Genomic DNA, 26,039 nt, shown 5'->3' with positions numbered 1-26,039 from the left:
GCGGTCCCCGCCACGGTAGTTGGGGTACGGCGGACCTGGTGCCCCGAAGGGGCGAGGGTCAGTCCGCGGCACGTACGCGTTCCTCGTCGCTCGCCTTCACCTCGCGCAGAAGACAGGTGAGGCGCGCGGTGCATACGCGCTTGCCCGCCTCGTCACTGATCGCTATCTCGTACGAGGCGGTGGACCCGCCGCGGTGCAGGGGGATCGCGACACCGGTGACGAGGCCGGAGCGGGCTCCCCGGTGGTGGGTGCAGTTGAGGTCGATGCCGAGGGCGATCTTGGAGCTGCCGGCGTGCAGCATCGCGCCGACCGAGCCCAGCGTCTCCGCGAGCACGGCGGAGGCGCCGCCGTGCAGAAGTCCGTATGGCTGCGTGTTGCCCTCGACCGGCATGGTGCCCACGACGCGGTCCGGGGACGCCTCGGTGATCTGGACGCCCATGCGCGTGCCCAGGTGCCCGGCGGAGAACATGGCCATGAGGTCGACGCCCAGGGCTGTGTACTCGTCGATGACCTCTTGCGGGAAGTTCACGTGCTGGTGCTCGCCCATGGGCTCCGGCTCCTTACGTCTTTCGGCGCGCTCGCTAAGCGAACGCTCAGTTGGCAGCCGATTGTTCCAGACGGACGACGACGGACTTGCTGGCGGGTGTGTTGCTGGTATCCGCGGTGGCGTCCAGGGGAACCAGGACGTTCGTCTCCGGGTAGTACGCCGCCGCGCAGCCCCGGGCCGTCGGATAGTGCACGACCCGGAAGCCGGGTGCACGCCGCTCCACACCGTCCTGCCACTCGCTGACCAGATCGGTGTACGAGCCGTCGGCCAGGCCCAGCTCACGGGCGTCCTCGGGGTTCACGAGCACGACCCGCCGGCCGTTCTTGATGCCGCGGTAGCGATCGTCCAGGCCGTAGATCGTGGTGTTGTACTGGTCGTGCGAGCGCAGCGTCTGCAGCAGGAGACGGCCCTCGGGAAGTTTCGGGTACTCGACGGGCGCGGCCGTGAAGTTGGCCTTGCCGGTGGCGGTGGGGAACCGGCGCTCGTCGCGGGGGGCGTGCGGCAGCGCGAAGCCTCCGGGCTCTGCCACGCGCGCGTTGAAGTCCTCGAAGCCCGGGACGACCTTCGCGATGCGGTCGCGGATCGTCGCGTAGTCCTTCTCGAACTCCTCCCAGGGCGTGTGGGATCCCTCGCCGAGGACGCGCCGCGCGAGGCGGCACACGATGGCCGTCTCGGACAGCAGGTGTTCACTCGCGGGCTCCAGACGTCCGCGCGAGGCGTGCACCATGCCCATGGAGTCCTCGACGGTGACGACCTGCTCGCCGCTGCCCTGGAGGTCACGCTCGGTGCGGCCGAGGGTCGGCAGGATCAGGGCACGCGCGCCCGTGACGGCGTGCGAGCGGTTGAGCTTGGTCGACACGTGCACGGTGAGGCGGGCGCGGCGCATGGCCGCCTCGGTGACCTCGGTGTCGGGGGACGCCGACACGAAGTTGCCGCCCAACGCGAAGAAGACCTTCGCCTTGTCGTCGCGCATGGCGCGGATGGCCCGTACGACGTCGTAGCCGTGCGTGCGCGGCGGTGCGAAGCCGAACTCCCTCTCCAGGGCGTCCAGGAAGGCCGGTGCGGGGCGCTCGAAGATGCCCATGGTGCGGTCGCCCTGCACGTTCGAGTGGCCGCGCACCGGGCACACGCCCGCGCCCGGGCGGCCGATGTTGCCGCGCAGCAGAAGGAAGTTGACCACCTCGCGGATGGTCGGCACGGAGTGCTTGTGCTGGGTCAGGCCCATCGCCCAGCACACAATGGTGCGCTCCGAGGCGAGAACCATGCGCAGCGCTTCGTCGATCTGCGCGCGCGTGAGGCCCGTCGCGGTGAGCGTCTCGTCCCAGTCGGCGGCGCGGGCCGATTGTGCGAACTCCTCGTAGCCGTGGGTGTGTTCGCTGACGAAGGCCTCGTCGACCGCCCCTTCCGTCTCGAGAATCAGCTTGTTCAGAAGGCGGAAGAGGGCCTGGTCGCCGCCGATGCGGATCTGCAGGAACAGATCGGTCAGGGCGGCGCCCTTGAGCATGCCCTGGGGGGTCTGCGGGTTCTTGAAGCGCTCCATGCCGGCCTCGGGCAGCGGGTTCACCGTGATGATCCGCGCGCCGTTCGCCTTCGCCTTCTCCAGGGCAGAGAGCATGCGCGGATGGTTCGTGCCCGGGTTCTGCCCGGCGACGATGATCAGGTCCGCCTTGTAGAGGTCCTCCAGGAGGACGCTGCCCTTGCCGATGCCGATCGTCTCGCTGAGCGCGGATCCCGACGACTCGTGGCACATGTTGGAGCAGTCCGGCAGATTGTTCGTACCGAACTCGCGGGCGAACAGTTGATACAGGAACGCGGCCTCGTTGCTGGTGCGGCCCGAGGTGTAGAAGAGGGCCTCGTCCGGCGAGCCGAGGGCGGTGAGCTCCTCCGCGATGATGTCGAAGGCCCGCTCCCAGGACACCGGCGCGTAGTGCTCGGCGCCCTCCGCCAGATACATGGGGTGCGTGAGGCGGCCCTGCTGCCCCAGCCAGTAGCCGCTGCGGGTCGCGAGGTCCGCCACCGAGTGCGCGGCGAAGAAGTCCGGTGTGACCCGGCGCAGCGTGGCCTCCTCGGCGACCGCCTTCGCGCCGTTCTCACAGAACTCCGCCTTGTGCCGGTGCTCCGGCTCGGGCCAGGCACAGCCCGGACAGTCGAAACCGTCCTTCTGATTGACGCGCAGCAGCGTCAGCGCCGTACGCCGCACTCCCATCTGCTGCTGGGCGACGCGCAGCGTATGGCCGATGGCGGGCAGACCGGCCGCCGCGTGTTTCGGCGCGGCGACCTGCGGCGCGTCCTGAACGGGATCACCCTGGGGCGGCTTGCCGGCCATCTCGGCCTCCTCATTCGAGCGCATGTGTGAGGTACGTCTTTGATCCTGCCACGCGCCGGTGACAACAACTGTGGCCGGGCCGCGGGGACCGCGTTGTCAGTGGCTCGTGGCAGGATCGGGGTCGTGGCAGAAACAGCATCGAAGAAGACCGAGAAGACCTCCGCCGACGGGCGCCCGCGACTGATGCTCATGGATGGGCACTCGCTGGCGTACCGAGCGTTCTTCGCGCTGCCCGCGGAGAATTTCACGACGGCGACGGGACAGCCGACGAACGCGATCTACGGCTTCGCGTCGATGCTCGCCAACACCCTGCGCGACGAGGAGCCCACGCACTTCGCGGTGGCGTTCGACGTCTCCCGCAAGACCTGGCGTTCCGAGGAGTTCACGGACTACAAGGCGAACCGTTCCAAGACCCCCGACGAGTTCAAGGGCCAGGTCGAGCTCATCTGCGAGCTGCTCGACGCCATGCACGCCGAGCGGTTCGCGGTCGACGGCTTCGAGGCGGACGACGTCATCGCCACACTCGCCACCCAGGCCGAGGCCGAGGGCTTCGAGGTGCTGATCGTCACCGGCGACCGCGACTCCTTCCAGCTGGTCTCCGAGCACACGACGGTGCTGTATCCGACGAAGGGCGTCTCCGAGCTGACGCGGTTCACCCCGGAGAAGGTCTTCGAGAAGTACGGGCTGACACCGGCCCAGTACCCCGACTTCGCGGCCCTGCGCGGCGACCCGTCCGACAACCTGCCGGGCATCCCCGGCGTCGGCGAGAAGACAGCCGCGAAGTGGATCAACCAGTTCGGGTCGTTCGCCGAGCTGGTCGAGCGCGTCGAGGAGGTCAAGGGCAAGGCGGGACAGAACCTCCGCGACCACCTGGACGCCGTCAAGCTCAACCGCCGGCTCACCGAGCTGGAGCGGCACATGGAGCTGCCCAGGACGGTGACCGACCTGCAGCGCGCCGCGTACGACCGCAAGGCCGTCGCGATGGTCCTGGACACCTTGGAGATCCGTAACCCCTCACTGCGTGAGCGGCTGCTGGCCGTCGACCCCGGAGCCGACGAGGCCGACACCTCACCGGTGATCGCCGAGGGCGTGCCACTGGACGGCGTGGTGCTCGGCGCGGGCGAGCTGAAGCCATGGCTCGACGAGCACGGCAGGGCGGTCCTCGGTGTCGCCACCGTCGACACCTGGTCGCTCGGTACGGGCGCGGTGGCCGAGGTCGCACTCGCCGCGGCGGCAGGAGCAGCCGCCTGGTTCGACCCGGCGGAGTTGGACGAGGCCGACGAGAACGCGTTCGCGCAGTGGCTCGCCGACCCGGAGAAGCCCAAGGTGTTCCACAACGCCAAGGGCGCCATGCGCGTCTTCGCCGAGCACGGCTGGAGCATCGCAGGCGTCTCCATGGACACCGCGCTCGCCGCCTACCTGGTCAAGCCCGGACGCCGTTCCTTCGACCTGGACGCGCTGTCCCTGGAGTACCTCCACCGGGAGCTGGCGCCCGCCGCCGCTGCCGACGGGCAGCTCGCCTTCGGCGCCGACGAGAGCGCCGAGGCCGAGGCACTGATGGTGCAGGCCCGTGCCGTGCTCGACCTTGGCGAGGCCTTCGGTGACCGGCTGAAGGAGGTCGGCGCGGCCGATCTGCTGCGCGACATGGAGCTGCCGACCTCGACGCTGCTCGCCCGCATGGAGCGGCACGGCATCGCCGCGGACCGCACCCACCTCGAAGCCATGGAGCAGTTGTTCGCGGGCGCCGTGCAGCAGGCCATAAAGGAAGCGCACGCGGCAGCCGGGCACGAGTTCAACCTGGGCTCGCCCAAGCAGCTCCAGGAAGTCCTCTTCGGTGAGCTGGCCCTGCCCAAGACCAAGCGCACGAAGACGGGTTACACCACGGACGCCGACGCCCTCGCATGGCTGGCCACCCAGACCGACAACGAACTGCCGGTCATCATGCTCCGCCACCGCGAGCAGGCCAAGCTGCGGGTGACCGTCGAAGGCCTCATCAAGTCGATCGCCACGGACGGCCGTATCCACACCACGTTCAACCAGACCGTCGCAGCCACCGGCCGCCTCTCCTCCACGGACCCCAACCTCCAGAACATCCCGGTGCGCACCGACGAGGGCCGCGCGATCCGCCGCGGCTTCGTGGTCGGCGAGGGCTTCGAGTCCCTCATGACCGCCGACTACAGCCAGATCGAGCTGCGCGTGATGGCCCACCTCTCGGAGGACGAGGGCCTCATCGAGGCTTTCACCTCGGGCGAGGACCTGCACACGACGGTCGCCTCACAGGTGTTCTCCGTGGAGCGCTCCGCGGTCGACGCGGAGATGCGGCGCAAGATCAAGGCGATGTCGTACGGCCTGGCGTACGGCCTGTCGGCCTTCGGCCTGTCCCAGCAGCTGAACATCGACGCGGGGGAGGCGCGGGTGCTGATGGACACGTACTTCGAGCGCTTCGGCGGCGTCCGCGACTATCTGCGCCGGGCCGTGGACGAAGCGCGGGCCACCGGCTACACAGCGACGCTGTTCGGGCGCCGCCGCTACCTCCCCGACCTCAACAGCGACAACCGCCAGCGCCGCGAGGCGGCCGAGCGGATGGCTCTGAACGCGCCCATCCAGGGCACCGCCGCCGACATCGTCAAGATCGCCATGCTGAACGTCGACCGAGCCCTGACCGAAGCGAAGCTCAAGTCCCGCCTCCTCCTCCAGGTCCACGACGAAATCGTCCTCGAAATCGCCCCCGGCGAGCGGGAGCAGACCGAGGCCCTCATCCGCCACGAAATGGCCAACGCGGTCCACCTGCGAGCCCCACTGGACGTCTCAGTCGGCTCGGGCAACGACTGGGAGTCGGCGGCGCATTAGCTTCCGGGGGGCTGGAGGGCTGGGTGTCCTTGACGCGCGAACGGTTCTGCCGCGCCCCGAAGGGGCGCGGGGCTGCGTCAACGTGCGGCTCCGCCACGATGGGGGTCCCCCGCTCGAGCGGAGCCGAGAGTGAGGGAGAAGCCGAGAGTGGGGGAGCGGCCAGCCACGGACCACCCGCAGCTCATGTACCGACCCACCCCACTTCCCACGGAGCGCGACGCGGAGCGACTGTCACTCGCGTGGCTCTCCAGCACGGGCCCCCGCCCCGGCGTCCCCGGAGGATGCGGGGCATGGGCCCTCACATACGGCACTGCCGCAAGGCACTCGCGTCCGCGCTGCGCACACCGGTACCCGCCCTCGCAGCCGACGCCAGCACCGCCCGCATCCCCACCGGCGCAGAGAGCCTCGCTGCACCCACCCGATGCGTCCACTGTCACTCCTCCCCCACCCCCATCACCGTGACAGTGGCCGAAGAAACCACATTGACCTGCGCGTTCGCGAACGCGCGGCAGTAAACGGCTCAGCGAGGAGCCGGACGGCTCGGCTCCGTACGGTCCGCTGCCGGGCTGGTAGCAACCCGAGCCGGCCGCCACACCCTGACCCCGAATCCGTACAGGAGCAGGCCGACGGCCAGCCCGGCCCCCGCCCCGAAGCACACGGTGGGAATCAGCTCCCAGGGCTCCGCACGCGACCCCCAGTAAGCCCACCACCGAGACGCCCGCTGCACCGCGGCCACCATCGCGCAGCCACCGATCACCAGCCCGGCAAGCCAGCGGTCCCGTACGGACAGCACCGGCACTCCCACGGGTTTCGCGGCGGGCCGTTGCCGCAGAGCGACCGCCACGAAGACCGCGATCACCACCGCCAGGACGGCTGAACCCCCGTACTGCAGGTACCAGTACAGCGGCGAACCCGCGATCTCCCTCCCGAGTACGGGAAAGACCCGCATCCCCCACCGGTCGAGATGGGTGAACGCGTCCAGTACGACATGCGTCAGCGCGCCGAGCACCGCGGACACGTACCACCACAGCGCACGCGCCGGCCGGAACGGCGCGCGTGGCGCGCCGCATCGCAGCAGAGCCGCCGTACGCCCCTGCCGGCTCGGCGGCAGCAGTGCCACCAGCGGTTCGCGGAGCAGCAGCCAAACGCCCACAAGTACCCAGGCGATGAGGACGTCGATCGTGAACACACCGGTGAAGGAGTGCGTGAACTCGCCGAACTCCATTGCCTCAGGCAGCACGCTCGCCACGTAATAGGTCAAGTCGGGCGCGAACGACCCCGCAACGAGCACCGCGGGGACCAGCGGGCCGCGGCCGGTTCCGTCCATGCGTACGACGGGCAGAACAGCCGCGGCATGGCTGAGAGTGAACGGCAACTGGGCTCCCCGCTGACGACGTTGACCGAACTCGCCGGCCCGGAACGCTTTCTTGATCCAGGACGCCAGTATGCGGGACGAGCACCGCCCGCTTCGGGCGCACGGGGGCAGCAGAAAGTGGATCCGGCCAACCGGTGAATTCCGGGCGCGAACAGGTGTATGGGCGGCAGAAGTTGTCGTAGGGTCACCTGAGTTGCCGTGCTGGGGAGCGTGGCCGGCCGGCAGGAGAACGCGCACAGCGCGGGTAGCGACGACGGGAGGGGTTCACGCGATGGCGGCGCAATTCGGCAGAAGGCTGGCCAAGGGGGCGGTAACGACCGCTGTGGCCGCGGCCGCGGTCGCGGCCCTGTCCGCGTCCCAGGCCCCGGGCGTGACCGATGGCCCGCAAGGCAGCCAGAACACCGGTTCGCAGCCCTCGACCGACGTCAGCCCCGAAGAGAGCGCGACCGGCAACTCGCCGTACTACACGGACCTCCCGCCGCTCAACAGCCCGACCCCGAGCCCGAGCACGACGCCTGGCACCGAGGGCTCCATCGCCGCGGGCGCCGCCGAGGCCGGTATTCCCGCGACCGTCCTCGACGCCTACAAGAAGGCCGAGGCGGCGCTGCGGGAGTCCAAGCCCGGCTGCAACCTGCCCTGGGAACTCCTCGCCGCCATCGGCAAGGTCGAGTCCGGTCAGGCCAGCGGCGGTCGCGTCGATGCCGACGGCACCACGATCACCCCGATCCTCGGCCCTGTTCTCAACGGCAACGGCTTCGCGAACATCTCCGACACGGACGGTGGTTCCTTCGACGGGGACACGACGCACGACCGCGCCGTCGGCCCCATGCAGTTCATCCCCTCCACCTGGGCCTGGGCGGGCCGGGACGGCAACGGCGACGGCACGAAGAACCCCAACAACATCTACGACGCGGCCCTCGCCGCCGGCCACTACCTCTGCCGGCTGGACCGCGACATGAACGTCCAGAAGGAACTGAACCGCGCGATCCTCAGCTACAACCCATCGACGGAATACCTGAACCTGGTCCTGTCGTGGCTCGAGTACTACCGCAAGGGCACCCACGAGGTCCCGGACGGCACGGGCACACTCCCCTCCGGCCGCAGCGACGACAACAACAGTGGGGCGGGCCGCAACCCGTCGCCGACCCCCCCGGCCACGTCGAGGCCGTCGAGCCCCAACCCCAGGCCTGGCGGCAACTCCACCAGCACTTCGCCTGGTAGCGGTGGCTCCAACACTCCGACGCCTCCCGGGTCCGGCAGTCCGAACCCGCCCACCTCGCCGCCCCCGACCTCCCCGTCTCCCACGCCCACGGATACGGTGACCCGCCTCGAGAACGCGGGTACCGGCAAGCTCACAGCGACCGCCGGTGACGACTTCGCGGGGAAGATTGCCGCGCGTACGGAGACCAATGCCGGCAAGGCCGTGCCGAAGGTCCGGGTCCGCTTCACGATCGTCGGCGACACGGACGCCACCTTCAGCGGCGGCGAGAGCGTCGCCACCGTCGTCACCAACAGCTCGGGCGTGGCCACCGCGCCCACGCTCAAGGCCGGTGAGAAGACGGGCGGGTTCAGGGTCCGCGCCACCGTCGTCGGCCGCATCCTGCCCGGCCTCGACTTCGCGGCGACGGTCACCGCCCGCCAGGCCGACGCCCTCGCACGCACCAGCGACACTGCGCTGACCTGCGCCCCGGGTGGCGAGTTCGCGGACCAGGTCGAGGTGAAGGCCACGTACAAGGGCGCCGCCGCCGACGGTGTCGCGGCCACCGCCACGCTCGTCACATCGGCGGACGACGCGACCGTGAACGACAAGGGCCCCTACTTCAAGGACGCCGACGGCAAGGCCGTACGCACCCTGAAGGGCCTCGAGACGGATGCGAACGGCCTGCTCAAGCTGCCGAAGCTGTACGCGGACGACACGACCGGCACGTTCCTGCTGCGCATCGCCACCACCGGCGGCGCGACGCTGACGGTCGAACTGAAGGTGGCGGCGGAGAGCGCCTCGCCGAGCCCTTCCGCTTCGTAGATTCCCTGGATCAGCGGCGCCCCCTCCGTCCGGCCGGCGGAGGGGGCGCCGCTGTCTGTGTGTGCAACGTGTTCTCATCTTGGCCTGCCGTTGCTACGGTGCCCCAGCCCTGACGCTCCATCAGCTAACTGGGGAGGCCCCGAATGCGCGCCCTGATCGCCGCCGCGACCGGTCTCGCCGTCGCGCTCGCACTGGTCCTCACGATCACGGCCATCGGCTCACCGGCCGGCAAGACCTCACCAAAACCGCTGCTGACCACCATCCCCGAGCACCCATAACCCCTAGGGAGGGCCGCCCAGATGCGCCGCAAGGCCAGCCTGATCCTCCTCGCCTTCGCCGTGTTCTTCGCGGCGCTGTCCCCGCTGCTGCGCTGGTACGCCTTCCCCCGCCTCGCCAAGATCCCGGCCCACCAGTACCAGGACATGGTCCTGGAGGCGAAGGACGCCACCCTCCTCGACTACGGAACCATGCAGTCCAGGAAAGTCGACAAGGTCAGCATCGTGCAGACCCTCAAGGGCAACGTCGAGGCCTCCGAGAAGATCGAGAAGACAGCGGGCCGCGACGTCGTCGTCTGGGACGGCCTGTCCTATGTCCAAGGCCCCGACGGGAAGATGGTCTCCAAGATCCCTGAGCGCTACATCTTCGACGCGCACACCCAGGAACCCGTCCACGCCACCGGTGAGATGGTCGACGGCGACCCCGTCAGGCGCGAAGGCATCGAGTTCAAGTGGCCCTTCCTGACCGAGAAACGGAACTACGAGTACTTCGACGCGCAGGCCCGCGTCACCGCCCCCATTCACTACAAGGGCACGCAGAACTTCCGGGGCGTGAACGTCTACTACTTCGAGCAGACCATCCCCTGGACCAAAGTGCCCTTCCCCAAGGCCATGCCCGTCAAAGGCATCACTCCGGAGTCGGTCGCCAAGACGGGCACCACCCGCTGGTACACGACCGTCCGCAAGTTCTGGGTCGAACCCGCCACCGGAGCGCCCGTCTACGGCGAGGAGATCCACAAGGAGGAACTGCGCGGCGGCACGCTCCTGGGGGGGCGTGACAAGGTGACCGCTTTCTCCGGGCACGTCAAAATGCGCGAGGACTACATCGAATCGACGGTCGACCTGGTCAAGTCCCAGCGCGTACTCATCATGTTGCTGACCTCGTACCTGCCGTGGGGCTTTCTCGTCCTGGGCGCCGGACTGCTGTCACTGTCTCTGTATCTGGAGGCCCGTAGCCGCCGCCCCGCGGATCCTTCGCCCACTCAGACGCACGAACCGGAGCCCGTCAGCGCCTGAGTCGTGCGTTCGTGTGCCGGGTCGGCGCCGCCTTCGCGGGATCCTCGGGCCACGGATGCTTCGGATACCTCCCGCGCAACTCGGCCCGCACGCCCCGGTACCCGTCCCTCCAGAACGAGGTGAGGTCGGCGGTGACGGCGGCCGGCCGGCCAGCGGGCGACAGCAGGTGCACGAGGACGGGCACGCCGGCGACGGTCGGTGACTCCTCCAGGCCGAACATCTCCTGCAACTTCACAGCGAGTACGGGCTGCTCGGGATCCGCGTAGTCAATTCGGATTCTGGACCCACTCGGTACCTCGATCCGCTCAGGCGCCAACTCCTCGAACCGCGCCGCCTCCCCGGAGGCCCACGGCAACAGCCGCCCGAGAGCCTGCCCGGCATCGATCCGTCCCAGATCGGCCCGCCGCCGAGCCCGGCTCAGCTCGGGCTCCAGCCAGTCGTCCACGCGTGCGTGCAGGGCGTCGTCCGACACATCCGGCCAGGGAGTCCCCAGATGGTGACGCAGAAACGCGAGCCGCTGCCGCATCACCTCGGCATCCGGCGACCACCGCAACAGCCCGAGCCCCTCCTCCCGCAACCCGTCAAGCAGCGCCTGCCGTACGAGCCCGGAGTCGGCGTCCTTGATCGGCCGCACCGCCAACTCCACGGCCCCGAGCCGCTCGGCACGCCGAGCGACGACGTCCCCGTCCGCCCAGCGCACCTCCTCGCCCTCGCCATGCAGCGCCCCGGCGGCCCGCCGCGCGGTCTCCTCGTCCACCACGGCCGCGAGCCGCACGCGCGCGTGCCCCGCCCCCACAGGCCGATCCGCGACGGCGACCGCGAGCCAGGGCGCTCCCCGCAATCCCGTCCCTCCGCCGAGCTCGGCCCTCGTACCGGACACCATGAGATACGACCCGCCCTGCGCCCGAGCAACCCGCTCGGGGAAGGCGAGAGCGGCGACGAGGCCCACGACGAGGTCGTCGCCCGGGGTTTCCCGGGCGCCCGTGCCGGACTCGGCGTGCCCGGGCGCCGTCGCGGCACGGAGCCGTCGCGCCTCCGCCCTCCAGCGGAGCGCATACGCGTCGCCGCCGCGCCGGGCGGTACGCCAAGCCGCGGCGAGGTCGTCGCCGTACTCGCGTGGTGGTTCCTCGCTCAGCAGGGCGACGACCTCGGCTGCCCGGTCGGCGCCGACTTCGGGGGCCGCGTCCAGCAGGGCGCGGGCGAGCCGGGGATGCAACCCCAGCCGGGACATGCGCACGCCCCGCTCCGTGGCCCGCCCCACGGAGTCCACCGCCCCGATGGCCCTCAAGACAGTGCGTGCCGCGCTCAGCGCGCCACTCGGCGGAGGGTCCAGCAGCGAAAGCCCGGACGCGTCCGGATCGCCCCAGCACGCCGTCTGCAGGGCGAACGCCGTCAGATCGGCCACCTTGATCTCAGGCGCGGGGAAACGCGGCAGACGGGCGTCCTCCGCCTCCGCCCAGCACCGGTACACCGCCCCGGGCGCCTCACGGCCGGCTCTCCCCGCACGCTGCCGTCCGGCCGCCTGTGACGCCCGTACGGTCGTCAGCGCGCTCAACCCCCGCGCATGGTCGACGCGCGGCTCCCGAGCCAGCCCGGCGTCCACGACGGCCCGTACGCCGGGCACGGTGAGGGACGACTCGGCGACGGACGTCGCGAGCACCACGCGGCGCCGTGCACCGGGCGAGAGCACCGCGTCCTGGACGGCCGCGGACGCCCGCCCGTGCACCTGAAGCACCTCGACCCCGCCCAGTTCCCCCAACTGCCCGGCGACACGGGCGATTTCCCCGACGCCGGGCAGAAAGCACAGTACGTCCCCCTCGCGCTCGGACAGCGCCCGCCGCACCACCGAAGCCACATGCGCAAGCAGCGCCGGATCCACCCGCATCCCGTGGGGCGGCCGTACCGGCCGCGCGGGCGGCGCCCACACCACCTCGACGGGGTACGAGGCATCCTCCGAGGTGATCACGGGGGCATCGCCCAGCAGCCGCGCCCACCCCTGCGCATCCGTCGTCGCGGAGGCGGCCACCAGCCGCAGCTCGGGGCGGAGAGCGGACCTTACGTCCCACAGGAAGGCCGCCACCGTATCGGCGTCGAGGTGCCGCTCATGGCACTCGTCGAGCACGACCACATCGACGCCGGCCAGTTCCTGGTCCCGCTGCAAGCGCTGCAACAGGACACCGGTCGTCACGACCTCCACGCGCGCGTGCCGGCCCACCACCCGCTCACCGCGCACCGTGTAGCCCACGCGCTCGCCGACCTTCTCACCGAGCAGCCACGCCATCCGTCGCGCGGCGGCCCGGGCGGCGATCCGCCGCGGCTCGGCGACGACGACACGACGTACGACCGGACGATCCGCATCCGCGCCCGCGGGCGGATCCAGCAGCCCAGCCAGCTCCAGCGGAACCAGCGTGGTCTTGCCCGTCCCCGGCGGCGCACACAGCACAGCCGTGCCATGCCCCTCGATGGCGTCCCACAACGCGGGCACGACGGAACGAACGGGCAGCCGGTCCAGAGCGTCGGTACGGATCACGCCCCCAGTGTCGTACGACGGTCAAAACGCCCCGCACGCGCGCGTGCCCGCAGCAACCGCACGCGCGCGTGCCCCGCATCACGCGCGGGCGCGCGCCCGTTCCCTAATCCGTTATCCGTCCCGCTCGTCCCGCACGCATACGAAAATCGCCGACCCCGGGATCAGATTTCCGCGCAGCGGTGACCAGCCGCCCCACTCCTGGCTGTTCCAGGAGGGCCATTCCGGTTCGACGAGGTCCACCAGCCGGAAGCCCGCCGCCACCACGTCCCGGACCCGGTCGCCGACCGTCCTGTGGTGCTCGACGTACACCGCGCGACCGTCTTCGTCCTGCTCCACATACGGCGTGCGGTCGAAGTACGAGGCGGACACGCTCAGGCCCTCGGGACCCGGCTCGTCGGGGAAGGCCCAGCGGATCGGATGCGTGACGGAGAAGACGAACCGGCCGCCGGGCCGCAGCACGCGGCGTACCTCCCGAAGGACCCGCACCGGATCGGCGACGAACGGCAGCGCCCCGTACGCGGAGCACGCCAGGTCGAACGTGCTGTCACCGAAGGGCAGTGCCCCGGCGTCCGCCTCGACCAGAGCCACGCCCTTGGTGCCGATCCGCAGAGCGTGCTGAAGCTGCCGGTGCGAGAGGTCCAGAGCGACCGGGCGGGCCCCCTGAGCGGCCAGCCAGCGCGAACACTGTGCGGCACCCGCCCCGATCTCCAGGACGTCCTTGCCCGTCAGCTCCTCCGCCGGCCCCAGCAGCTCGGCCTCCACCTCGTCGAGCCCCTCGGGCCCCCACACGAAGCGGTCGTCACCGAGGAACGTGCCGTGTTCGACCTGGTAGTCGTCCGCGTTCCGGTCCCACCAGCCACGGCTGGCGCGGGAGCTCTCCGCGGTCCCCGCGGGGCGTCGCGTCGCCTCCGGCTCCAGGGGTTGGGGCTCTTCGGGCTCTTGGATGATCGGCTCCCTCGTATTAGTCTGCGGCCTCCACCTGCCGACCCGTCCCCGGTGGTGTCACGGAAGGGGCTGCTTAAGCCTGCGTGACTCCGGACGGCGTCTGGTATGCGGCTCGGCCGCGAGTCGTCTTCTGCCGGGTATGCGGCGATCCGCCCCGGGTGTGCGCCTTCGCGCATTGACCCTGCCTGGCTGCCCCCGTATGCTACAAGTTGCGCTGCGGGCCTGCGCACCTCAGACGTAGCAGGCTGCGCTCGCATCTGTATGTATGTCCCCTCGGTTGTCGAGGCGCCCCCGTTCATCGGATTTTGGCGCTTCCTTGGCTGTCCGGCTTCTGCAGAGCGAAACGGGCTCCCGGCGTGAGCAGTACCTACGACTTCAATGTCCGTACCGGAGCCCTTTCCCACATGACGAGCAGCACCGAGACCACCGCCACCACCCCGCAGGTTGCGGTCAACGACATCGGTAACGAGGAAGCCTTCCTCGCCGCGATCGACGAGACGATCAAGTACTTCAACGACGGCGACATCGTCGACGGCGTCATCGTGAAGGTCGACCGGGACGAGGTCCTGCTCGACATCGGTTACAAGACCGAAGGTGTCATCCCGAGCCGCGAGCTCTCGATCAAGCACGACGTCGACCCCAATGAGGTCGTCGCCGTCGGTGACGAGATCGAGGCCCTGGTCCTCCAGAAGGAGGACAAAGAAGGCCGCCTGATCCTCTCGAAGAAGCGCGCCCAGTACGAGCGTGCTTGGGGCACCATCGAGAAGATCAAGGAAGAGGACGGCATCGTCACCGGTACCGTCATCGAGGTCGTCAAGGGTGGTCTCATCCTTGACATCGGCCTCCGTGGCTTCCTTCCCGCCTCTCTCGTCGAGATGCGCCGCGTCCGCGACCTCCAGCCCTACGTGGGCAAGGAGCTCGAGGCGAAGATCATCGAGCTGGACAAGAACCGCAACAACGTGGTCCTGTCCCGCCGTGCCTGGCTGGAGCAGACCCAGTCCGAGGTCCGCCAGACGTTCCTCACGACCCTCCAGAAGGGTCAGGTCCGTTCCGGTGTGGTCTCCTCGATCGTCAACTTCGGTGCCTTCGTGGACCTGGGTGGCGTCGACGGTCTGGTCCACGTCTCCGAGCTGTCCTGGAAGCACATCGACCACCCCTCCGAGGTCGTCGAGGTCGGCCAGGAGGTCACGGTCGAGGTCCTGGACGTCGACATGGACCGCGAGCGCGTCTCCCTGTCGCTGAAGGCGACCCAGGAAGACCCGTGGCAGCAGTTCGCCCGCACCCACCAGATCGGCCAGGTCGTGCCCGGCAAGGTCACGAAGCTGGTTCCGTTCGGTGCGTTCGTCCGCGTGGACGAGGGCATCGAGGGTCTGGTCCACATCTCCGAGCTGGCCGAGCGCCACGTGGAGATCCCGGAGCAGGTCGTCCAGGTCAACGACGAGATCTTCGTCAAGGTCATCGACATCGACCTCGAGCGCCGTCGCATCAGCCTCTCGCTGAAGCAGGCCAACGAGTCCTTCGGTGCCGACCCGGCCTCGGTCGAGTTCGACCCGACGCTGTACGGCATGGCCGCGTCGTACGACGACCAGGGCAACTACATCTACCCCGAGGGCTTCGACCCCGAGACCAACGACTGGCTCGAGGGTTACGAGAAGCAGCGCGAGGAGTGGGAGCGCCAGTACGCCGAGGCGCAGCAGCGCTTCGAGCAGCACCAGGCGCAGGTCATCAAGTCCCGCGAGGCGGACGCCCAGGCCGAGGCCGAGGGCGCTGCCGGCGGCGGCACCCCGGGTGCGGCTCCGGCAGCCTCCGGCGGTGGCGGCGGTTCGTACTCCTCGGAGTCGGACGACAATTCCGGCGCCCTGGCGTCGGACGAGGCCCTGGCCGCTCTCCGCGAGAAGCTGGCCGGCGGCCAGAGCTGATCGCTGGCGCAGGCCTGAGCAGGTAACCAGGTAACTGGGCCCGCACCCCTGATATGGGGTGCGGGCCCAGTGCTTTTGCGTGAGAAGCCGGTAAGACGGGTCAGGAAGGGGGCGTGCTCGGGAATGCCCGCGTTCCAGGGCTCGTTGTGCAGTATGAACACGAGGAGGAGCGGTCACAGTGCTTGATCCGCAGGGTTTGTACGCATGGGAGCCGAAGGGCCTGGCCGTCGTCGACATGGCGCTCGCCCAGGAGTCGGCGGGCCTTGTCATGCTCTACCACTTCGACGGATACATCGACGCGGGCGAGACCGGCGACCAGATCGTCGACCGGCTCCTCAGCTCGCTGCCCCACCAGGTCGTTGCCCGGTTCGACCACGACCGGCTCGTGGACTACCGTGCCCGTCGCCCGTTGCTGACGTTCAAGCGCGACCGCTGGACCGACTTCGAGGAGCCCACGCTCGACGTCCGGCTCGTCCAGGACGCGACAGGTGCCCCCTTCCTGCTCCTCTCCGGTCCGGAGCCGGACGTCGAGTGGGAGCGCTTCGCCGCGGCCGTCCAGCAGATCGTGGAGCGGCTCGGTGTCCGCCTGGCCGTGAACTTCCACGGCATCCCCATGGGCGTCCCGCACACCCGTCCCGTGGGCCTCACCCCGCACGGCAACCGCAACGAACTGGTGCCCGGCCACACCAGCCCCTTCGACGAGGCGCAGGTTCCCGGCAGCGCCGAGTCGCTCGTCGAGTACCGCCTCATGGAGGCCGGACATGATGTCCTGGGTGTCGCCGCGCACGTGCCGCACTACATCGCACGTTCCCCGTACCCGGACGCCTCGCTGACCGTACTGGAGGCGATCACCGCCGCGACCGGCCTGGTCCTGCCGGGTATCGCACACGCCCTGCGCACCGACGCGCACCGCACCCAGACCGAGATCGACCGGCAGATCCAGGAGGGCGACGAGGAACTCGTCGCGCTCGTCCAGGGCCTTGAGCACCAGTTCGACGCCGCCGCGGGCGCCGAGACACGGGGCAACATGCTCGCCGAGCCCCTGGACATCCCGTCGGCGGACGAGATCGGGCTCGAGTTCGAACGGTTCCTGGCGGAGCGGGAAGGCGACGCGTAGCGCAGCGGGGGAGGGGCCCGCCGAGGCCTGTCGATGGCGTTGTCAGAGGCAGGTCCTAAGCTTTCGAGCATGCTGACAGTGGGCCTGACCGGCGGGATCGGCGCCGGCAAGAGCGAGGTGTCGCGGCTGCTCGTGAAGTGCGGCGCCGTGCTGATCGATGCCGACAAGATCGCGCGGGAGGTCGTCGACCGCGGAACTCCCGGTCTCGCAGCGGTCGTCGACGCCTTCGGAGAGGACATACTCACCCCGGACGGCAGCCTCGACCGGCCCAAGCTGGGCTCGATCGTCTTCACGGACCCGGACAAGCTCGCCCTGCTGAACTCGATCGTGCACCCGCTCGTGGGCGCCCGCTCCCGCGAGCTCGAGGCAGCCGCCGCCCAGGACGCCGTCATCGTGCACGACGTGCCTCTGCTCGCCGAGAACGGTCTCGCGCCGCTGTACGACGTCGTGGTGGTCGTCGACGCCGCCCCCGAGACCCAGCTCGACCGGCTCATACGACTGCGCGGCATGACCGAGGAGGACGCCCGCGCCCGCATGGCAGCCCAGGCCACCCGCGAGAAGCGGCTGCAAACGGCGGACATCGTCATCGACAACGACGTACCGCTGGAGCAACTGGAGCGGCGCGTACGGGAGGTGTGGGCGGATCTTGTGCGGCGGGCACAGCAGAAAACGACCTTGGAATAGTGGGCCCCGTCCGGGGCGTTGACGCGGGGCAGCGAGGGAAGGAGTGAGGCGTGCCTGAGTTCAGTGGTTCCACCGGACCTACTCCGGAGACGCATGTCATCGACTTCCGCGCCGCCGAGCAGCTGCTGGCCGCGCGTGACCCGCGGGGGGCGGTGAAGCTGCTCGACAACGTCATCGCCGCGCATCCGGAGAACACGGCGGCGCGACTGCTGCGCGCGCGTGCTTTCTTCGCGGCAGCTCAACTGCGGCCCGCCGAGCTGGAGTTCACGGTCGTACTGGAGCGCGAGCCGGACAACGCGTTCGCGCACTTCGCGCTGGCCCGTACGTACGAGCGCTCGGGTCGGCCCGAGCAGGCCATACGCCACTTCCGGCTCGCGGCGGCGCTGGATCCGCAGCCGGAGTATGTGGCGGCGGCCCGGTTCGACTCCTGACCGGAGCGCTCCGCTGGGTAAGGCTGTTTCGAAGCTGCGGTTCGTTGTGGCTGGTCGCTCCCCGCTCTCGGCTTCTCCCCCCGGCTCGGCTTCGCTCGAGCGGAGGGGGGACCCTCATGAGCGGCCGGGGGACCCCCATCGCGGCGGACCCGCACATTGATACAGCCCCCGCCCTTTAAGGGGCGCGGTCCCGCACCGGAGTTCGTCAAGTCGCTCAATGTCGGTGGTTCGGCGGTCGGTAGGGCGGGATGTCGGGGCCCGGCTGGTAGTGGGGACCCTGGCGGATGTGGCGGAGGATCATCGCCAGGTCGGCGGTGATGATCAGCCATAGCACCCCGCAGGCGATTGCCCAGCCGGTCCGCCCGGCCAGGGCGAAGGCCGTGGTTCCCGCGATCGTCCAGACCAGACCCCACACGCTGAGCCACATGCGCGCTCGCAGCGCACTGCGCGCAGTCGTCGGTTCACTACCCGTACGCATCCGGATCACTGCTCCTACCCGGAAACGTACTCTTCGTGGTGCACGTTCACCAAAGGGCGGACGAACGGGGGAGCGGCTGTGCTGCTGGAGGAGCTGCGGGCCGACGAGAGGCTCGCGGAATGGCTGAGGGATCTCGAGAGCGAGGCCGTCCCGCGCGTGGAGGCCGTGCTTCCGGACGCGGTGGAGCTGCCGGATGTACTCCTCGATCTGTCCGTGCCGCACGAGTGCGTCAATGAACTCGTCGCGCAGCGGGATCGGTTGGCGACGGATCCGGAGGCGATGACGCTGCTGCGCCGGTGCGTCGGCCGGTTCGTACGTGACATGGGGGAGATCGGCAAAGGGTGGGAACCGCCGGCCTTCCCGGAGTCCACGGGGCCGCTCGGCCGTAGCTTCCATGTGCTCGTGTTCGTCGCCGCGTTGCCATACGTACGCGCGTACCACCGGGACCGGGGCATCCCGGAGGCCGTTTCCCGGCGCAGCCTCGCCGATCTGGGGCGGCATATGGCCGTGCACCGGCGGCGGTTCGGTACCTGCGGGCTCCCGGTGCCGTGGTGGCTCGCCCTGCACTTCCACGGGGAGCTGTACCAGCTGGGGCGGCTCCAGTTCCAGCGCGCGCGGCTCGGCGGGCGCACGGGGCAGGCGGCTGCCGCCGCGGGTCTCGACACCGGCCCCGGCGACCTTTGCCTGAGCCTGCACATCGCAGACTTCCGTGGGCCACTGTCACCGCGCGCGTGCGACCAATCGCTGGCCCTGGCACGGGAGTTCTTCGCCCACCACTACCCGGACGAGCGGTACGGAGTGGCCGTGTGCCACTCCTGGTTGCTCGACCCGCAGTTGAAGCGGTATCTGCCGGCGGACTCCAACATCGTCCGCTTCCAGGAGCGGTTTCAGCTCGCGTACGAGGAGACGAAAGCGGACGACAAGAGCGCGGTGGGCTTTGTCTTCGGTGATCCGGAACTGCCGGTGGAGGGACTGCCCCGGCGTACGAGTGTGGAGCGCGCGGTCGGGGATCATCTGCGGACGGGCGGTCACTGGTACGGCGGGCATGGCTGGTTCGCGCTGTAACTCGAACGGGTGAAGCGGTGGGCAGGGGGAACGGGGCGGCGGGCACGGGCCGTTTGACGGGCATGACGATCGAAATGCGTGCGGGATACGAGGGGACAGGGCCCGGAGCGATTACGCCGGACGGCTGCGCGGTGGAGCTGTATGCGCGGCTGCCCGTCCGGGACGAGCCGGACATCATCAGCGCGGCCGTGCCCGCGGAGGCGCACATTCTCGAACTGGGCTGTGGGGTGGGGCGGATGACGCATCCGCTTCTGGAGCGGGGGTTCACGGTCACGGCGGTGGACGAGTCGGCGGAGATGCTGGAGCGGGTGCGTGGGGCGCGCACGATATGCAGTCCCATCGAGACGCTCTCCCTGGGGGAGAAGTTCGACGTGGTGATGCTCGCGTCGTTCCTGGTGCACGCCGGCGACGTAGAGGTGCGGCGCGGAATGCTGGACGTGTGCCGGAGTCATGTCGCGGACGACGGGTGCGTGTTGATTCAGCGCGAGGGGGAGGACTACCACACGAATCTGCCGCTCGAGCGTCATGATCCCAGTGGGTTCACGGTGCGGATGCTGTCTGCGGAGCCGGTGGGGGACGGGGTGAACTCGGTGCGCGCGGAGTATGTCTTCCCGGACGCGATATGGACCCAGACGTTTCTTGCACGGCCACTCACGAAGGAGCAGTTCGAGGAGGCGCTGGTGGAGGCGGGGCTGAAGGTCGACCGGTATCTGACGGAAGACGGGATATGGGTGCGAGCGGTTCCGGCGGGGGCGTGAGCTTGCGTCGACCGTAGGCCGTCGGCGGGTCAGCGGGCAGCGGGTTTGGGGGCGGCGGGCGGTAAGTTTCGCGGTGAGGCGGAGAACTCTGTTTGTTGTGCGATGAGTTTCGGGAGGCGGGTCGGTCTACCTCTCTGACAACGACGCGAACCGCCTCACACCGGAGAACCTCATGTCCGAGACCGCCGCTTCTGCCGCCTCCGTAGCGCCCGGCACTGTCGTCGCCGAATCCGCGACCGCTCGTGGCCGCCGCGCCCGTATCGCCTTGCGTGGCCTGCAAGTCGCGCTCGCCCTCATGTTCGGCTTCGCGAGCGCGCTGCCCAAGCTGATCGGACACGAGTCGGCCGTCGAGTCCTTCGACAAGATCGGCTGGGGTGGGGCGGGCATGTACAGCATCGGCGTGCTCGAACTGCTCGGTGCCATCGCCCTGTTGATCCCGCTGTTGTCGTCGGTGGCGGCGGTTGCGCTGAGCGCGCTGATGGTGGGCGCCTTCATCACGCAACTCGCCGTCTTCGACGGCCAGTACGCCGCGACTCCGCTCATCCTGATAGTCCCGCTCGCCCTGATCGCCTACGCCCGCCGGAGTCACAACGCCGAGCTGCTGCAGCTCATACGACGACGGTCGTGACCCCCAGTCGGACGGCTCCCGGCGCAGGGGGAGGGGACCGCGCCGGGAGCCGTCGCTTGTTCGAGTGGGGTCGGGGTGAGCTGGTGCCAAGCTTTGGGGTGGGCTCGTCGTCGCGCGGAGCGGGTTGCCGACATCGCGCCAGCGTGCCGGTACCGCGCCCCGTCAGGGTCGCGGGGCTGTGCCATATGCGGCTCCGCCGCGATGGCGGTCCCCCCGCTCATGGGGGTCCCCCGCTCGAGCGAAATCGAGAGTGGGGGAGAAGCCGGGCGTAGGGGAGTGACCAGCCACGACGGACCCACAGCTTCGTACCGTCATGATCAACGTGGGGCAGCTCCGGGGCCTGGCCCAGCGCCGGGTCCGGGGCCAGGCCCCGCCAACCCTCGCAGGCGTTCCAGTTCGCGGCGGTCGCGTTTGGTGGGGCGGCCGGTGCCTCGGTCGCGGATGCCTGCGGGGGCGACCGCCTCGCGGGGTGGGGGTGGTGGGGAGTTGTCGATGTAGCACTCGGTGGCTACCGGGGCCCCGACTCGCTTGCGGATCAGGCGCTTGACGATGACGATCCGTTCCTGGTTGCCATGGCGCAGGCGGACCTCGTCGCCGACACGGAGAGCGTGCGCGGGCTTGACGCGATCGCCGTTCACGCGGACGTGGCCGCCACGACAGGCGGTGGCGCCCATCGAGCGGGTCTTGACGAGACGTACGGACCAGATCCAGCTGTCGACGCGGACGGTCTCACCGCTCGCGGGGGCGGCGGCCTTCGCGGCGGCCACCGCCTCGGCCGAGCCGGCCGCATGCTCGCCCGCGCCGTCCGTGCCGTTCCTCTGAGTCCCTGAAGCCATGCTTCGACCTTAGTCCTCGGGAAGCGGGTAGTCGGAGTCGTTTTCCACCCCGCCTCACACCGGCATCCCGGGCATGCATTCCAGGCATACCGTTGTGGGCATGGACAACAGCCTGGCCGAGCTGGATGCGCGGGTCTCCGGCTGCCGGGCCTGCCCGCGGCTGGTCGACTGGCGGGAGGAGGTGGCCCGTACAAAACGCGCCGCCTTCGCGGACTGGACGTACTGGGGCCGTCCGGTGCCGGGCTTCGGACCACCGGACGCCTCACTCCTCGTCATCGGGCTCGCTCCCGCGGCGCACGGCGGGAACCGGACCGGGCGGATGTTCACCGGGGACCGTTCCGGGGACGTGCTGTATGCGGCGTTGCACGAGGTGGGGCTGGCGTCGCAGCCCACGTCCCTGAGCGTGGACGACGGGCTGACCCTGTACGGCGTACGTGTCACCTCACCCGTGCACTGCGCGCCGCCCGACAACAAGCCAACGCCCTGGGAGCGCGACACCTGCCGCCCCTGGCTGGTGACCGAACTGAAGCTGCTGAGGCCCACCCTCCGGGCGGTCGTCGTGCTCGGGGCCTTCGGCTGGCAGGCCGCGCTGCCCGCGTTCGCCGAGGCGGGCTGGACGGTGCCCCGCCCCCGGCCGGCGTTCTCCCATGGCGCGCGGATCGCACTGGAGAGCCCGACGAACAACCCGCTGGAACTGTTCGGCTGCTTCCACGTCAGCCAGCGCAACACCTTCACCAGGCGCCTCACTCCCGAAATGTTGCGGAATGTGCTGCGCACCGCAGCGGAGGCGGCAGGGCTTCCGACCAGGCCGTATGCGGGCTAGGGTCGCCCGATGCCCCCTTATCCGGAGATGGAACCGTACGACCACGGCATGCTCGACGTCGGCGACGGCAACCACGTCTACTGGGAGGTGTGCGGCAGTCCGCGCGGGAAGCCCGCGGTGGTGCTGCACGGCGGGCCCGGTTCCGGGAGCAGCCCTCTCTTCTGCCAGTACTTCGACCCGGCCGCCTACCGCATCGTTCTCCTCGACCAGCGCGGCTGCGGACGCTCGACGCCGCACGCGAGCGCGTACGACACCGACATGAGTGTCAACACGACGGCGCACATCATCGCCGACCTGGAGCGGCTTCGGCGGCACCTGGGGATCGAGCGATGGCTGGTCTGGGGCGTGTCGTGGGGGTCGGTGCTCGGGTTGCGGTACGCGCAGACGCACCCCGGCGCCGTCTCCGAGCTGGTGCTGACGGCCGTCGCGACCGGGGCCAACCGTGAAACGGCCCTGTTGACCAGGGGGCTCGGGCAGTTCTTCCCCGATGCCTTCGAGCGGTTCCTCGCCGAGCTGCCCGAGGATGAGCGCGAGGGGAATCTGGCGGCGGCGTACAACCGGTTGATCGAATCGCCCGACCCCGAGGTCCGGGCGCGGGCGGCACGGGCCTGGACCGACTGGGAGACAGCCATGGCGCCTGCCCCGCCTCGTTCGATCCCCCGCTACGAGGATCCGGTGTTCCGCATGGGCTTCGCCCGCACGGTCACGCACTACTGGGGCAACGACTGCTTCCTCGGCGAGGGCAACGAGGAGGGAGTGGTGCTCCGGGACGCCCCCCTCCTCAAGGACATCCCCGGCACCCTCGTCCAGGGGAGCCTCGACCCCGGCAACCTCCTGGGCACCGTCTGGCGCCTCCACCACGCCTGGCCCGGAAGCGAACTGACCCTGATCGACGACGTCGGCCACAACGCGGGAGCGGCGGACGTCGTAGACGCGCTGGTCGCGGCGACGGACCGGTACGCGGCGGCCCGCTGAGGCCACCGCCCCCCCGCCCCGTTCACCCATGTCCTCCCGCATGTCCCTCTACATGGCCTCCAGAGCCGGCCTCGGCGTCGCCGAAGAGTTGCCGCACCGTCGACCGGTAGTTGGCCTGGACGTGTGCGAGGGCGTGGGCGCGGGCGCGTTCCGGGTCGCCGGAGGCGATGGCGGCGTACAACTCGCGGTGTTCCACGAGGAGTTGGGGCCACTCCTCATTCTGGTGAGTGAGCCAGCGTACGCGGCCGGCGACCGGTTCCATGACCGAGATGAGCAGGCCGTTGTCGGCCATCGACAGGATGCGGTCGTGGAAGCGGGTGTTGATCTCGGGGATCACCTCCGCGTCCTCGGCCCGGGTCGCGGTGGCCGCGCGGTCGAGGAGTTCCTCCAGTTCGGCGAGGTCGGCCCGGGTCGCGCGCTGGGCCGCGAGCCCGGTGGCGTACACCTCCAGGGCCTCGCGGAGTTCGAAGAGTTCCTTGACGTCCGTCGGGGTCAGCGGGCGTACGACGGTGCGGCGCGGGGTCTCGAAGTGGACGAAGCCCTCGGCGACAAGGGCGCGGATCGCCTCGCGGACCGGGACGCGGGAGACTCCGAAGCGGTCGGCCAGCTCGCGCTCGACCAGCCGGTCGCGGGGCCGCAGCCGCCCGGTGATGATCTCCTGCCGCAGCGTGGCGAGGACTCGCTCACGCACTGCCCCCAGCGGTTCCACCGTCGTCATGGCTCCATCTTCGTCGAACCGGGGGCTGTTTTACCGAGCTGTAACCGTACGGACATTGCCGAGTGCCATTGGCGGCGGGACCATAACGCAAGTTTGGTATACCAAAACGCGAGCGATCACCCTCCGCTCACGAACGCGAGCGATCACCCCTCCGCTCACGCTCGTCCCGGTCCCCATCCCCCTCCGCTCCCCACCCCCCGGCTCTCCGTCCTCCGTCCCTCCCCCTGGAGGTCCTGTGTCCCTCGCCGATCCGGCCGCCGCCCAGAGCGCCACCGAGTTCGTCCCCGATCCCAGGCTCACCAACGAAGACCTCGCGCCCGCGAAGAAGCGCAACTGGAAGGTCTTCGACCTCTTCGCCATGTGGATGTCCGACGTCCACAACCTCGGCAACTACACGTTCGCGGCGGGCTTGCTGGTCCTCGGTATGAACGTGTGGCAGGTCTTCACGTCTCTGCTCGTCGGCTTCGTGATCATCTACATCGGCATGAACTGGATGGGGAAGATCGGGCAGCGCCACGGTGTGCCCTTCCCGGTCGTCAGCCGCATCAGTTTCGGCGTCTGGGGTGCCAACATCCCGGCCCTGATCAGGGCCGTCATCGCGATCATGTGGTACGGAATCCAGACCTACCTGGCCTCCGTCGCCGTCAACGTCATGCTGCTCGCGGCCTGGCCCGGACTGGAGTCCTGGACCCACAGTGACTTCCTGGGCCTGCACGCGCTCGGCTGGATCTCCTTCCTCGCCCTCTGGATCCTCCAGGCGCTGATCATCAGCCAGGGCATGGAGTCGGTGCGCAAGTTCCAGGACTTCTGTGGTCCGGCGATCTGGGTCGTGATGATCGCGCTCGCCGTGTGGATCCTCGCCAAGGCCGGCTGGACCATCTCACTCACCGACACCCCGCATCCGGTCTCCACGGGTGAGCAGTGGCGGCAGTGGTTCGGTGCGATCGGGCTCATCCTCGCCACGTACGGCACGCTCATGCTCAACTTCTGCGACTTCTCGCGCTTTGCGCCGGACTACAAGACGGTCAAACGCGGCAACTTCTGGGGCCTGCCCATCAACTCGACGGCCTTCGTCGTCGTGTCGGTCATCGTCACGGCCGGTTCGCTCGAGGTGTTCGGCGAGGCCATCACCGACCCGGCGGAACTCGTCGCCAAGGTCGGCAACACCTGGGTGCTGGTGCTGGCCGCGCTCACCTTCGCCATCGCCACCATGGGCGTCAACATCGTCGCCAACTTCGTCTCGCCGGCGTACGACCTGGCGAACGTCTGGCCGCAGAAGATCACCTTCAAGGTCGGCGGCATGATCAGCACGGTGGCCGCGCTGGTCGTGACCCCGTGGAACCTCTTCTCCAACCCCACGGTCGTCCAGTACTTCCTCGGCGGCCTCGGCGCCTTCCTGGGCCCGCTGTTCGGTGTGATCATGCTCGACTACTTCTGGGTCAAGCGCGGCCGTATCGACGTCGAAGCGCTCTTCAACGCCACACCCGGGTCCCGGTACTACTACCGCAAGGGCGTCAACCCCAAGGCCCTGTGGGCGTTCCTGCCCGCGGCGGCGGTGTCGGCGGTGCTCGCGCTGGTGAAGGACTTCGGCGCGATCGCTCCGTACTCGTGGTTCATCGGGACGGCGATGGCCGCCGGGCTGTATGCCCTGCTCTGCCGCCCCGAGCGCGCCGCCGGCGAAGCCGCTGCCTCCGAGCCCGCCATTGTGGAGGGCTGAAC

The 26,039-nt window shown here is 69.7% G+C and carries 22 protein-coding genes; 14 read left to right on the top strand and 8 right to left on the bottom strand.

Going from position 1 to position 26,039, the window contains the following annotated elements:
* Positions 1-58: 58 nt before the first annotated feature.
* Together ACFYO0_RS20640 and ACFYO0_RS20635 are read right to left on the bottom strand one after the other, a co-directional pair.
* Complete coding sequence (locus tag ACFYO0_RS20640; RefSeq protein ID WP_388677790.1) at positions 59-547, bottom strand: PaaI family thioesterase; 489 nt, start codon at positions 545-547, stop codon at positions 59-61.
* Positions 548-593: 46 nt separating this feature from the next.
* Positions 594-2,873: an FdhF/YdeP family oxidoreductase gene (locus ACFYO0_RS20635; protein ID WP_388677787.1), complete on the bottom strand. Its 2,280-nt coding sequence runs from the start codon at positions 2,871-2,873 to the stop codon at positions 594-596.
* Positions 2,874-2,996: 123 nt separating this feature from the next.
* Between ACFYO0_RS20635 and polA the strand changes: the two genes are divergently transcribed.
* On the top strand, positions 2,997-5,723 hold the full coding sequence (gene polA, locus ACFYO0_RS20630) for a DNA polymerase I (RefSeq protein ID WP_388677784.1): 2,727 nt from the start codon (positions 2,997-2,999) through the stop codon (positions 5,721-5,723).
* 520 nt (positions 5,724-6,243) lie between these two features.
* On the opposite strand, the gene ACFYO0_RS20625 is transcribed toward polA, so the two are convergent.
* The gene (locus tag ACFYO0_RS20625; protein ID WP_388677781.1) at positions 6,244-7,098 is read right to left on the bottom strand and encodes a DUF4184 family protein; all 855 of its coding nucleotides are present in this window, start codon (positions 7,096-7,098) and stop codon (positions 6,244-6,246) included.
* Positions 7,099-7,369: 271 nt separating this feature from the next.
* Here ACFYO0_RS20625 and ACFYO0_RS20620 point away from each other — a divergent pair, with 271 nt between their 5' ends.
* The 3 genes from ACFYO0_RS20620 to ACFYO0_RS20610 all read left to right on the top strand — a co-directional run bounded on the left by ACFYO0_RS20620 (position 7,370) and on the right by ACFYO0_RS20610 (position 10,413).
* Positions 7,370-9,121: a lytic transglycosylase domain-containing protein gene (locus tag ACFYO0_RS20620; RefSeq protein WP_388677779.1), complete on the top strand. Its 1,752-nt coding sequence runs from the start codon at positions 7,370-7,372 to the stop codon at positions 9,119-9,121.
* A 143-nt stretch (positions 9,122-9,264) separates the two neighbouring features.
* A complete protein-coding gene (locus tag ACFYO0_RS20615; protein ID WP_106972263.1) occupies positions 9,265-9,399 on the top strand; it encodes an SPW_0924 family protein in 135 nt (44 codons plus the stop codon).
* A 21-nt stretch (positions 9,400-9,420) separates the two neighbouring features.
* Positions 9,421-10,413 (top strand): DUF3068 domain-containing protein, encoded by a 993-nt coding sequence (locus ACFYO0_RS20610; protein WP_388677776.1) that lies wholly within the window; start codon positions 9,421-9,423, stop codon positions 10,411-10,413.
* Here the strand turns inward: ACFYO0_RS20610 and hrpB are convergent.
* Together hrpB and ACFYO0_RS20600 are read right to left on the bottom strand one after the other, a co-directional pair.
* Positions 10,403-12,943, bottom strand: coding sequence for an ATP-dependent helicase HrpB (gene hrpB / locus ACFYO0_RS20605; RefSeq protein ID WP_388677773.1), 2,541 nt, complete (start codon positions 12,941-12,943; stop codon positions 10,403-10,405). The two genes, ACFYO0_RS20610 and hrpB, sit on opposite strands and share 11 nt — an antisense overlap.
* Before the next feature lie 111 nt (positions 12,944-13,054).
* Complete coding sequence (locus ACFYO0_RS20600) at positions 13,055-13,891, bottom strand: class I SAM-dependent methyltransferase (RefSeq protein ID WP_388678564.1); 837 nt, start codon at positions 13,889-13,891, stop codon at positions 13,055-13,057.
* A 401-nt stretch (positions 13,892-14,292) separates the two neighbouring features.
* Here ACFYO0_RS20600 and rpsA point away from each other — a divergent pair, with 401 nt between their 5' ends.
* The 4 genes from rpsA (at position 14,293) to ACFYO0_RS20580 (ending at position 18,039) form a co-directional block, all read left to right on the top strand.
* A complete protein-coding gene (gene rpsA, locus ACFYO0_RS20595; RefSeq protein ID WP_344392165.1) occupies positions 14,293-15,807 on the top strand; it encodes a 30S ribosomal protein S1 in 1,515 nt (504 codons plus the stop codon).
* 178 nt (positions 15,808-15,985) lie between these two features.
* Positions 15,986-16,924 carry a PAC2 family protein gene (locus ACFYO0_RS20590; protein WP_386345770.1) on the top strand — a complete coding sequence of 313 codons (939 nt, stop codon included), beginning with the start codon at positions 15,986-15,988 and terminating at the stop codon, positions 16,922-16,924.
* A 69-nt stretch (positions 16,925-16,993) separates the two neighbouring features.
* Complete coding sequence (gene coaE / locus ACFYO0_RS20585) at positions 16,994-17,608, top strand: dephospho-CoA kinase (protein ID WP_388677769.1); 615 nt, start codon at positions 16,994-16,996, stop codon at positions 17,606-17,608.
* A 50-nt stretch (positions 17,609-17,658) separates the two neighbouring features.
* Positions 17,659-18,039: a tetratricopeptide repeat protein gene (locus ACFYO0_RS20580; protein WP_344392161.1), complete on the top strand. Its 381-nt coding sequence runs from the start codon at positions 17,659-17,661 to the stop codon at positions 18,037-18,039.
* Positions 18,040-18,253: 214 nt separating this feature from the next.
* Here the strand turns inward: ACFYO0_RS20580 and ACFYO0_RS20575 are convergent, their stop codons facing one another.
* On the bottom strand, positions 18,254-18,517 hold the full coding sequence (locus ACFYO0_RS20575; protein WP_388677767.1) for a DUF6343 family protein: 264 nt from the start codon (positions 18,515-18,517) through the stop codon (positions 18,254-18,256).
* Between the two features lie 78 nt (positions 18,518-18,595).
* Between ACFYO0_RS20575 and ACFYO0_RS20570 the strand changes: the two genes are divergently transcribed.
* The 3 genes from ACFYO0_RS20570 (at position 18,596) to ACFYO0_RS20560 (ending at position 20,968) form a co-directional block, all read left to right on the top strand.
* Positions 18,596-19,582 (top strand): acyltransferase domain-containing protein, encoded by a 987-nt coding sequence (locus ACFYO0_RS20570; protein WP_388677764.1) that lies wholly within the window; start codon positions 18,596-18,598, stop codon positions 19,580-19,582.
* Between the two features lie 62 nt (positions 19,583-19,644).
* The gene (locus tag ACFYO0_RS20565; RefSeq protein WP_388677761.1) at positions 19,645-20,340 is read left to right on the top strand and encodes a class I SAM-dependent methyltransferase; all 696 of its coding nucleotides are present in this window, start codon (positions 19,645-19,647) and stop codon (positions 20,338-20,340) included.
* Positions 20,341-20,512: 172 nt separating this feature from the next.
* Entirely contained in the window at positions 20,513-20,968 is a 456-nt protein-coding gene (locus ACFYO0_RS20560; RefSeq protein WP_388677758.1) for a DoxX family protein, read from the top strand.
* A 317-nt stretch (positions 20,969-21,285) separates the two neighbouring features.
* Here ACFYO0_RS20560 and ACFYO0_RS20555 read toward each other — a convergent pair whose 3' ends face one another.
* Positions 21,286-21,804, bottom strand: a complete 519-nt coding sequence (locus ACFYO0_RS20555; RefSeq protein ID WP_388677756.1) for an RNA-binding S4 domain-containing protein — start codon at positions 21,802-21,804, stop codon at positions 21,286-21,288.
* 100 nt (positions 21,805-21,904) lie between these two features.
* Between ACFYO0_RS20555 and ACFYO0_RS20550 the strand changes: the two genes are divergently transcribed.
* Positions 21,905-22,627 carry a uracil-DNA glycosylase gene (locus ACFYO0_RS20550; RefSeq protein WP_388677753.1) on the top strand — a complete coding sequence of 241 codons (723 nt, stop codon included), beginning with the start codon at positions 21,905-21,907 and terminating at the stop codon, positions 22,625-22,627.
* A 9-nt stretch (positions 22,628-22,636) separates the two neighbouring features.
* A complete protein-coding gene (gene pip / locus ACFYO0_RS20545) occupies positions 22,637-23,602 on the top strand; it encodes a prolyl aminopeptidase (RefSeq protein ID WP_388677750.1) in 966 nt (321 codons plus the stop codon).
* A 22-nt stretch (positions 23,603-23,624) separates the two neighbouring features.
* Here pip and ACFYO0_RS20540 read toward each other — a convergent pair whose 3' ends face one another.
* Positions 23,625-24,320, bottom strand: coding sequence for a GntR family transcriptional regulator (locus tag ACFYO0_RS20540; protein ID WP_388677747.1), 696 nt, complete (start codon positions 24,318-24,320; stop codon positions 23,625-23,627).
* A gap of 235 nt (positions 24,321-24,555) precedes the next feature.
* Between ACFYO0_RS20540 and ACFYO0_RS20535 the strand changes: the two genes are divergently transcribed.
* On the top strand, positions 24,556-26,037 hold the full coding sequence (locus tag ACFYO0_RS20535; protein ID WP_388677745.1) for an NCS1 family nucleobase:cation symporter-1: 1,482 nt from the start codon (positions 24,556-24,558) through the stop codon (positions 26,035-26,037).
* The last annotated feature ends 2 nt before the right edge of the window (positions 26,038-26,039 follow it).

Source organism: Streptomyces sp. NPDC006365 (assembly GCF_042870755.1).
In the GTDB taxonomy this organism is placed as follows: Bacteria; Actinomycetota; Actinomycetes; order Streptomycetales; family Streptomycetaceae; genus Streptomyces; species Streptomyces xiangluensis.
This window is presented reverse-complemented; position numbering and strand designations above follow the sequence as displayed.

Coding starts and splice junctions, on each gene's coding strand:
- ACFYO0_RS20640 (WP_388677790.1), bottom strand. CDS start 547: ATGGGCGAGCACCAGCACGTGAACTTCCCGCAAGAGGTCATCGACGAG.
- ACFYO0_RS20635 (WP_388677787.1), bottom strand. CDS start 2,873: ATGGCCGGCAAGCCGCCCCAGGGTGATCCCGTTCAGGACGCGCCGCAG.
- ACFYO0_RS20620 (WP_388677779.1), top strand. CDS start 7,370: ATGGCGGCGCAATTCGGCAGAAGGCTGGCCAAGGGGGCGGTAACGACC.
- ACFYO0_RS20615 (WP_106972263.1), top strand. CDS start 9,265: ATGCGCGCCCTGATCGCCGCCGCGACCGGTCTCGCCGTCGCGCTCGCA.
- ACFYO0_RS20610 (WP_388677776.1), top strand. CDS start 9,421: ATGCGCCGCAAGGCCAGCCTGATCCTCCTCGCCTTCGCCGTGTTCTTC.
- rpsA (WP_344392165.1), top strand. CDS start 14,293: ATGACGAGCAGCACCGAGACCACCGCCACCACCCCGCAGGTTGCGGTC.
- coaE (WP_388677769.1), top strand. CDS start 16,994: ATGCTGACAGTGGGCCTGACCGGCGGGATCGGCGCCGGCAAGAGCGAG.
- ACFYO0_RS20575 (WP_388677767.1), bottom strand. CDS start 18,517: ATGCGTACGGGTAGTGAACCGACGACTGCGCGCAGTGCGCTGCGAGCG.
- ACFYO0_RS20565 (WP_388677761.1), top strand. CDS start 19,645: ATGACGATCGAAATGCGTGCGGGATACGAGGGGACAGGGCCCGGAGCG.
- ACFYO0_RS20560 (WP_388677758.1), top strand. CDS start 20,513: ATGTCCGAGACCGCCGCTTCTGCCGCCTCCGTAGCGCCCGGCACTGTC.
- ACFYO0_RS20555 (WP_388677756.1), bottom strand. CDS start 21,804: ATGGCTTCAGGGACTCAGAGGAACGGCACGGACGGCGCGGGCGAGCAT.
- ACFYO0_RS20550 (WP_388677753.1), top strand. CDS start 21,905: ATGGACAACAGCCTGGCCGAGCTGGATGCGCGGGTCTCCGGCTGCCGG.
- pip (WP_388677750.1), top strand. CDS start 22,637: ATGCCCCCTTATCCGGAGATGGAACCGTACGACCACGGCATGCTCGAC.
- ACFYO0_RS20540 (WP_388677747.1), bottom strand. CDS start 24,320: ATGACGACGGTGGAACCGCTGGGGGCAGTGCGTGAGCGAGTCCTCGCC.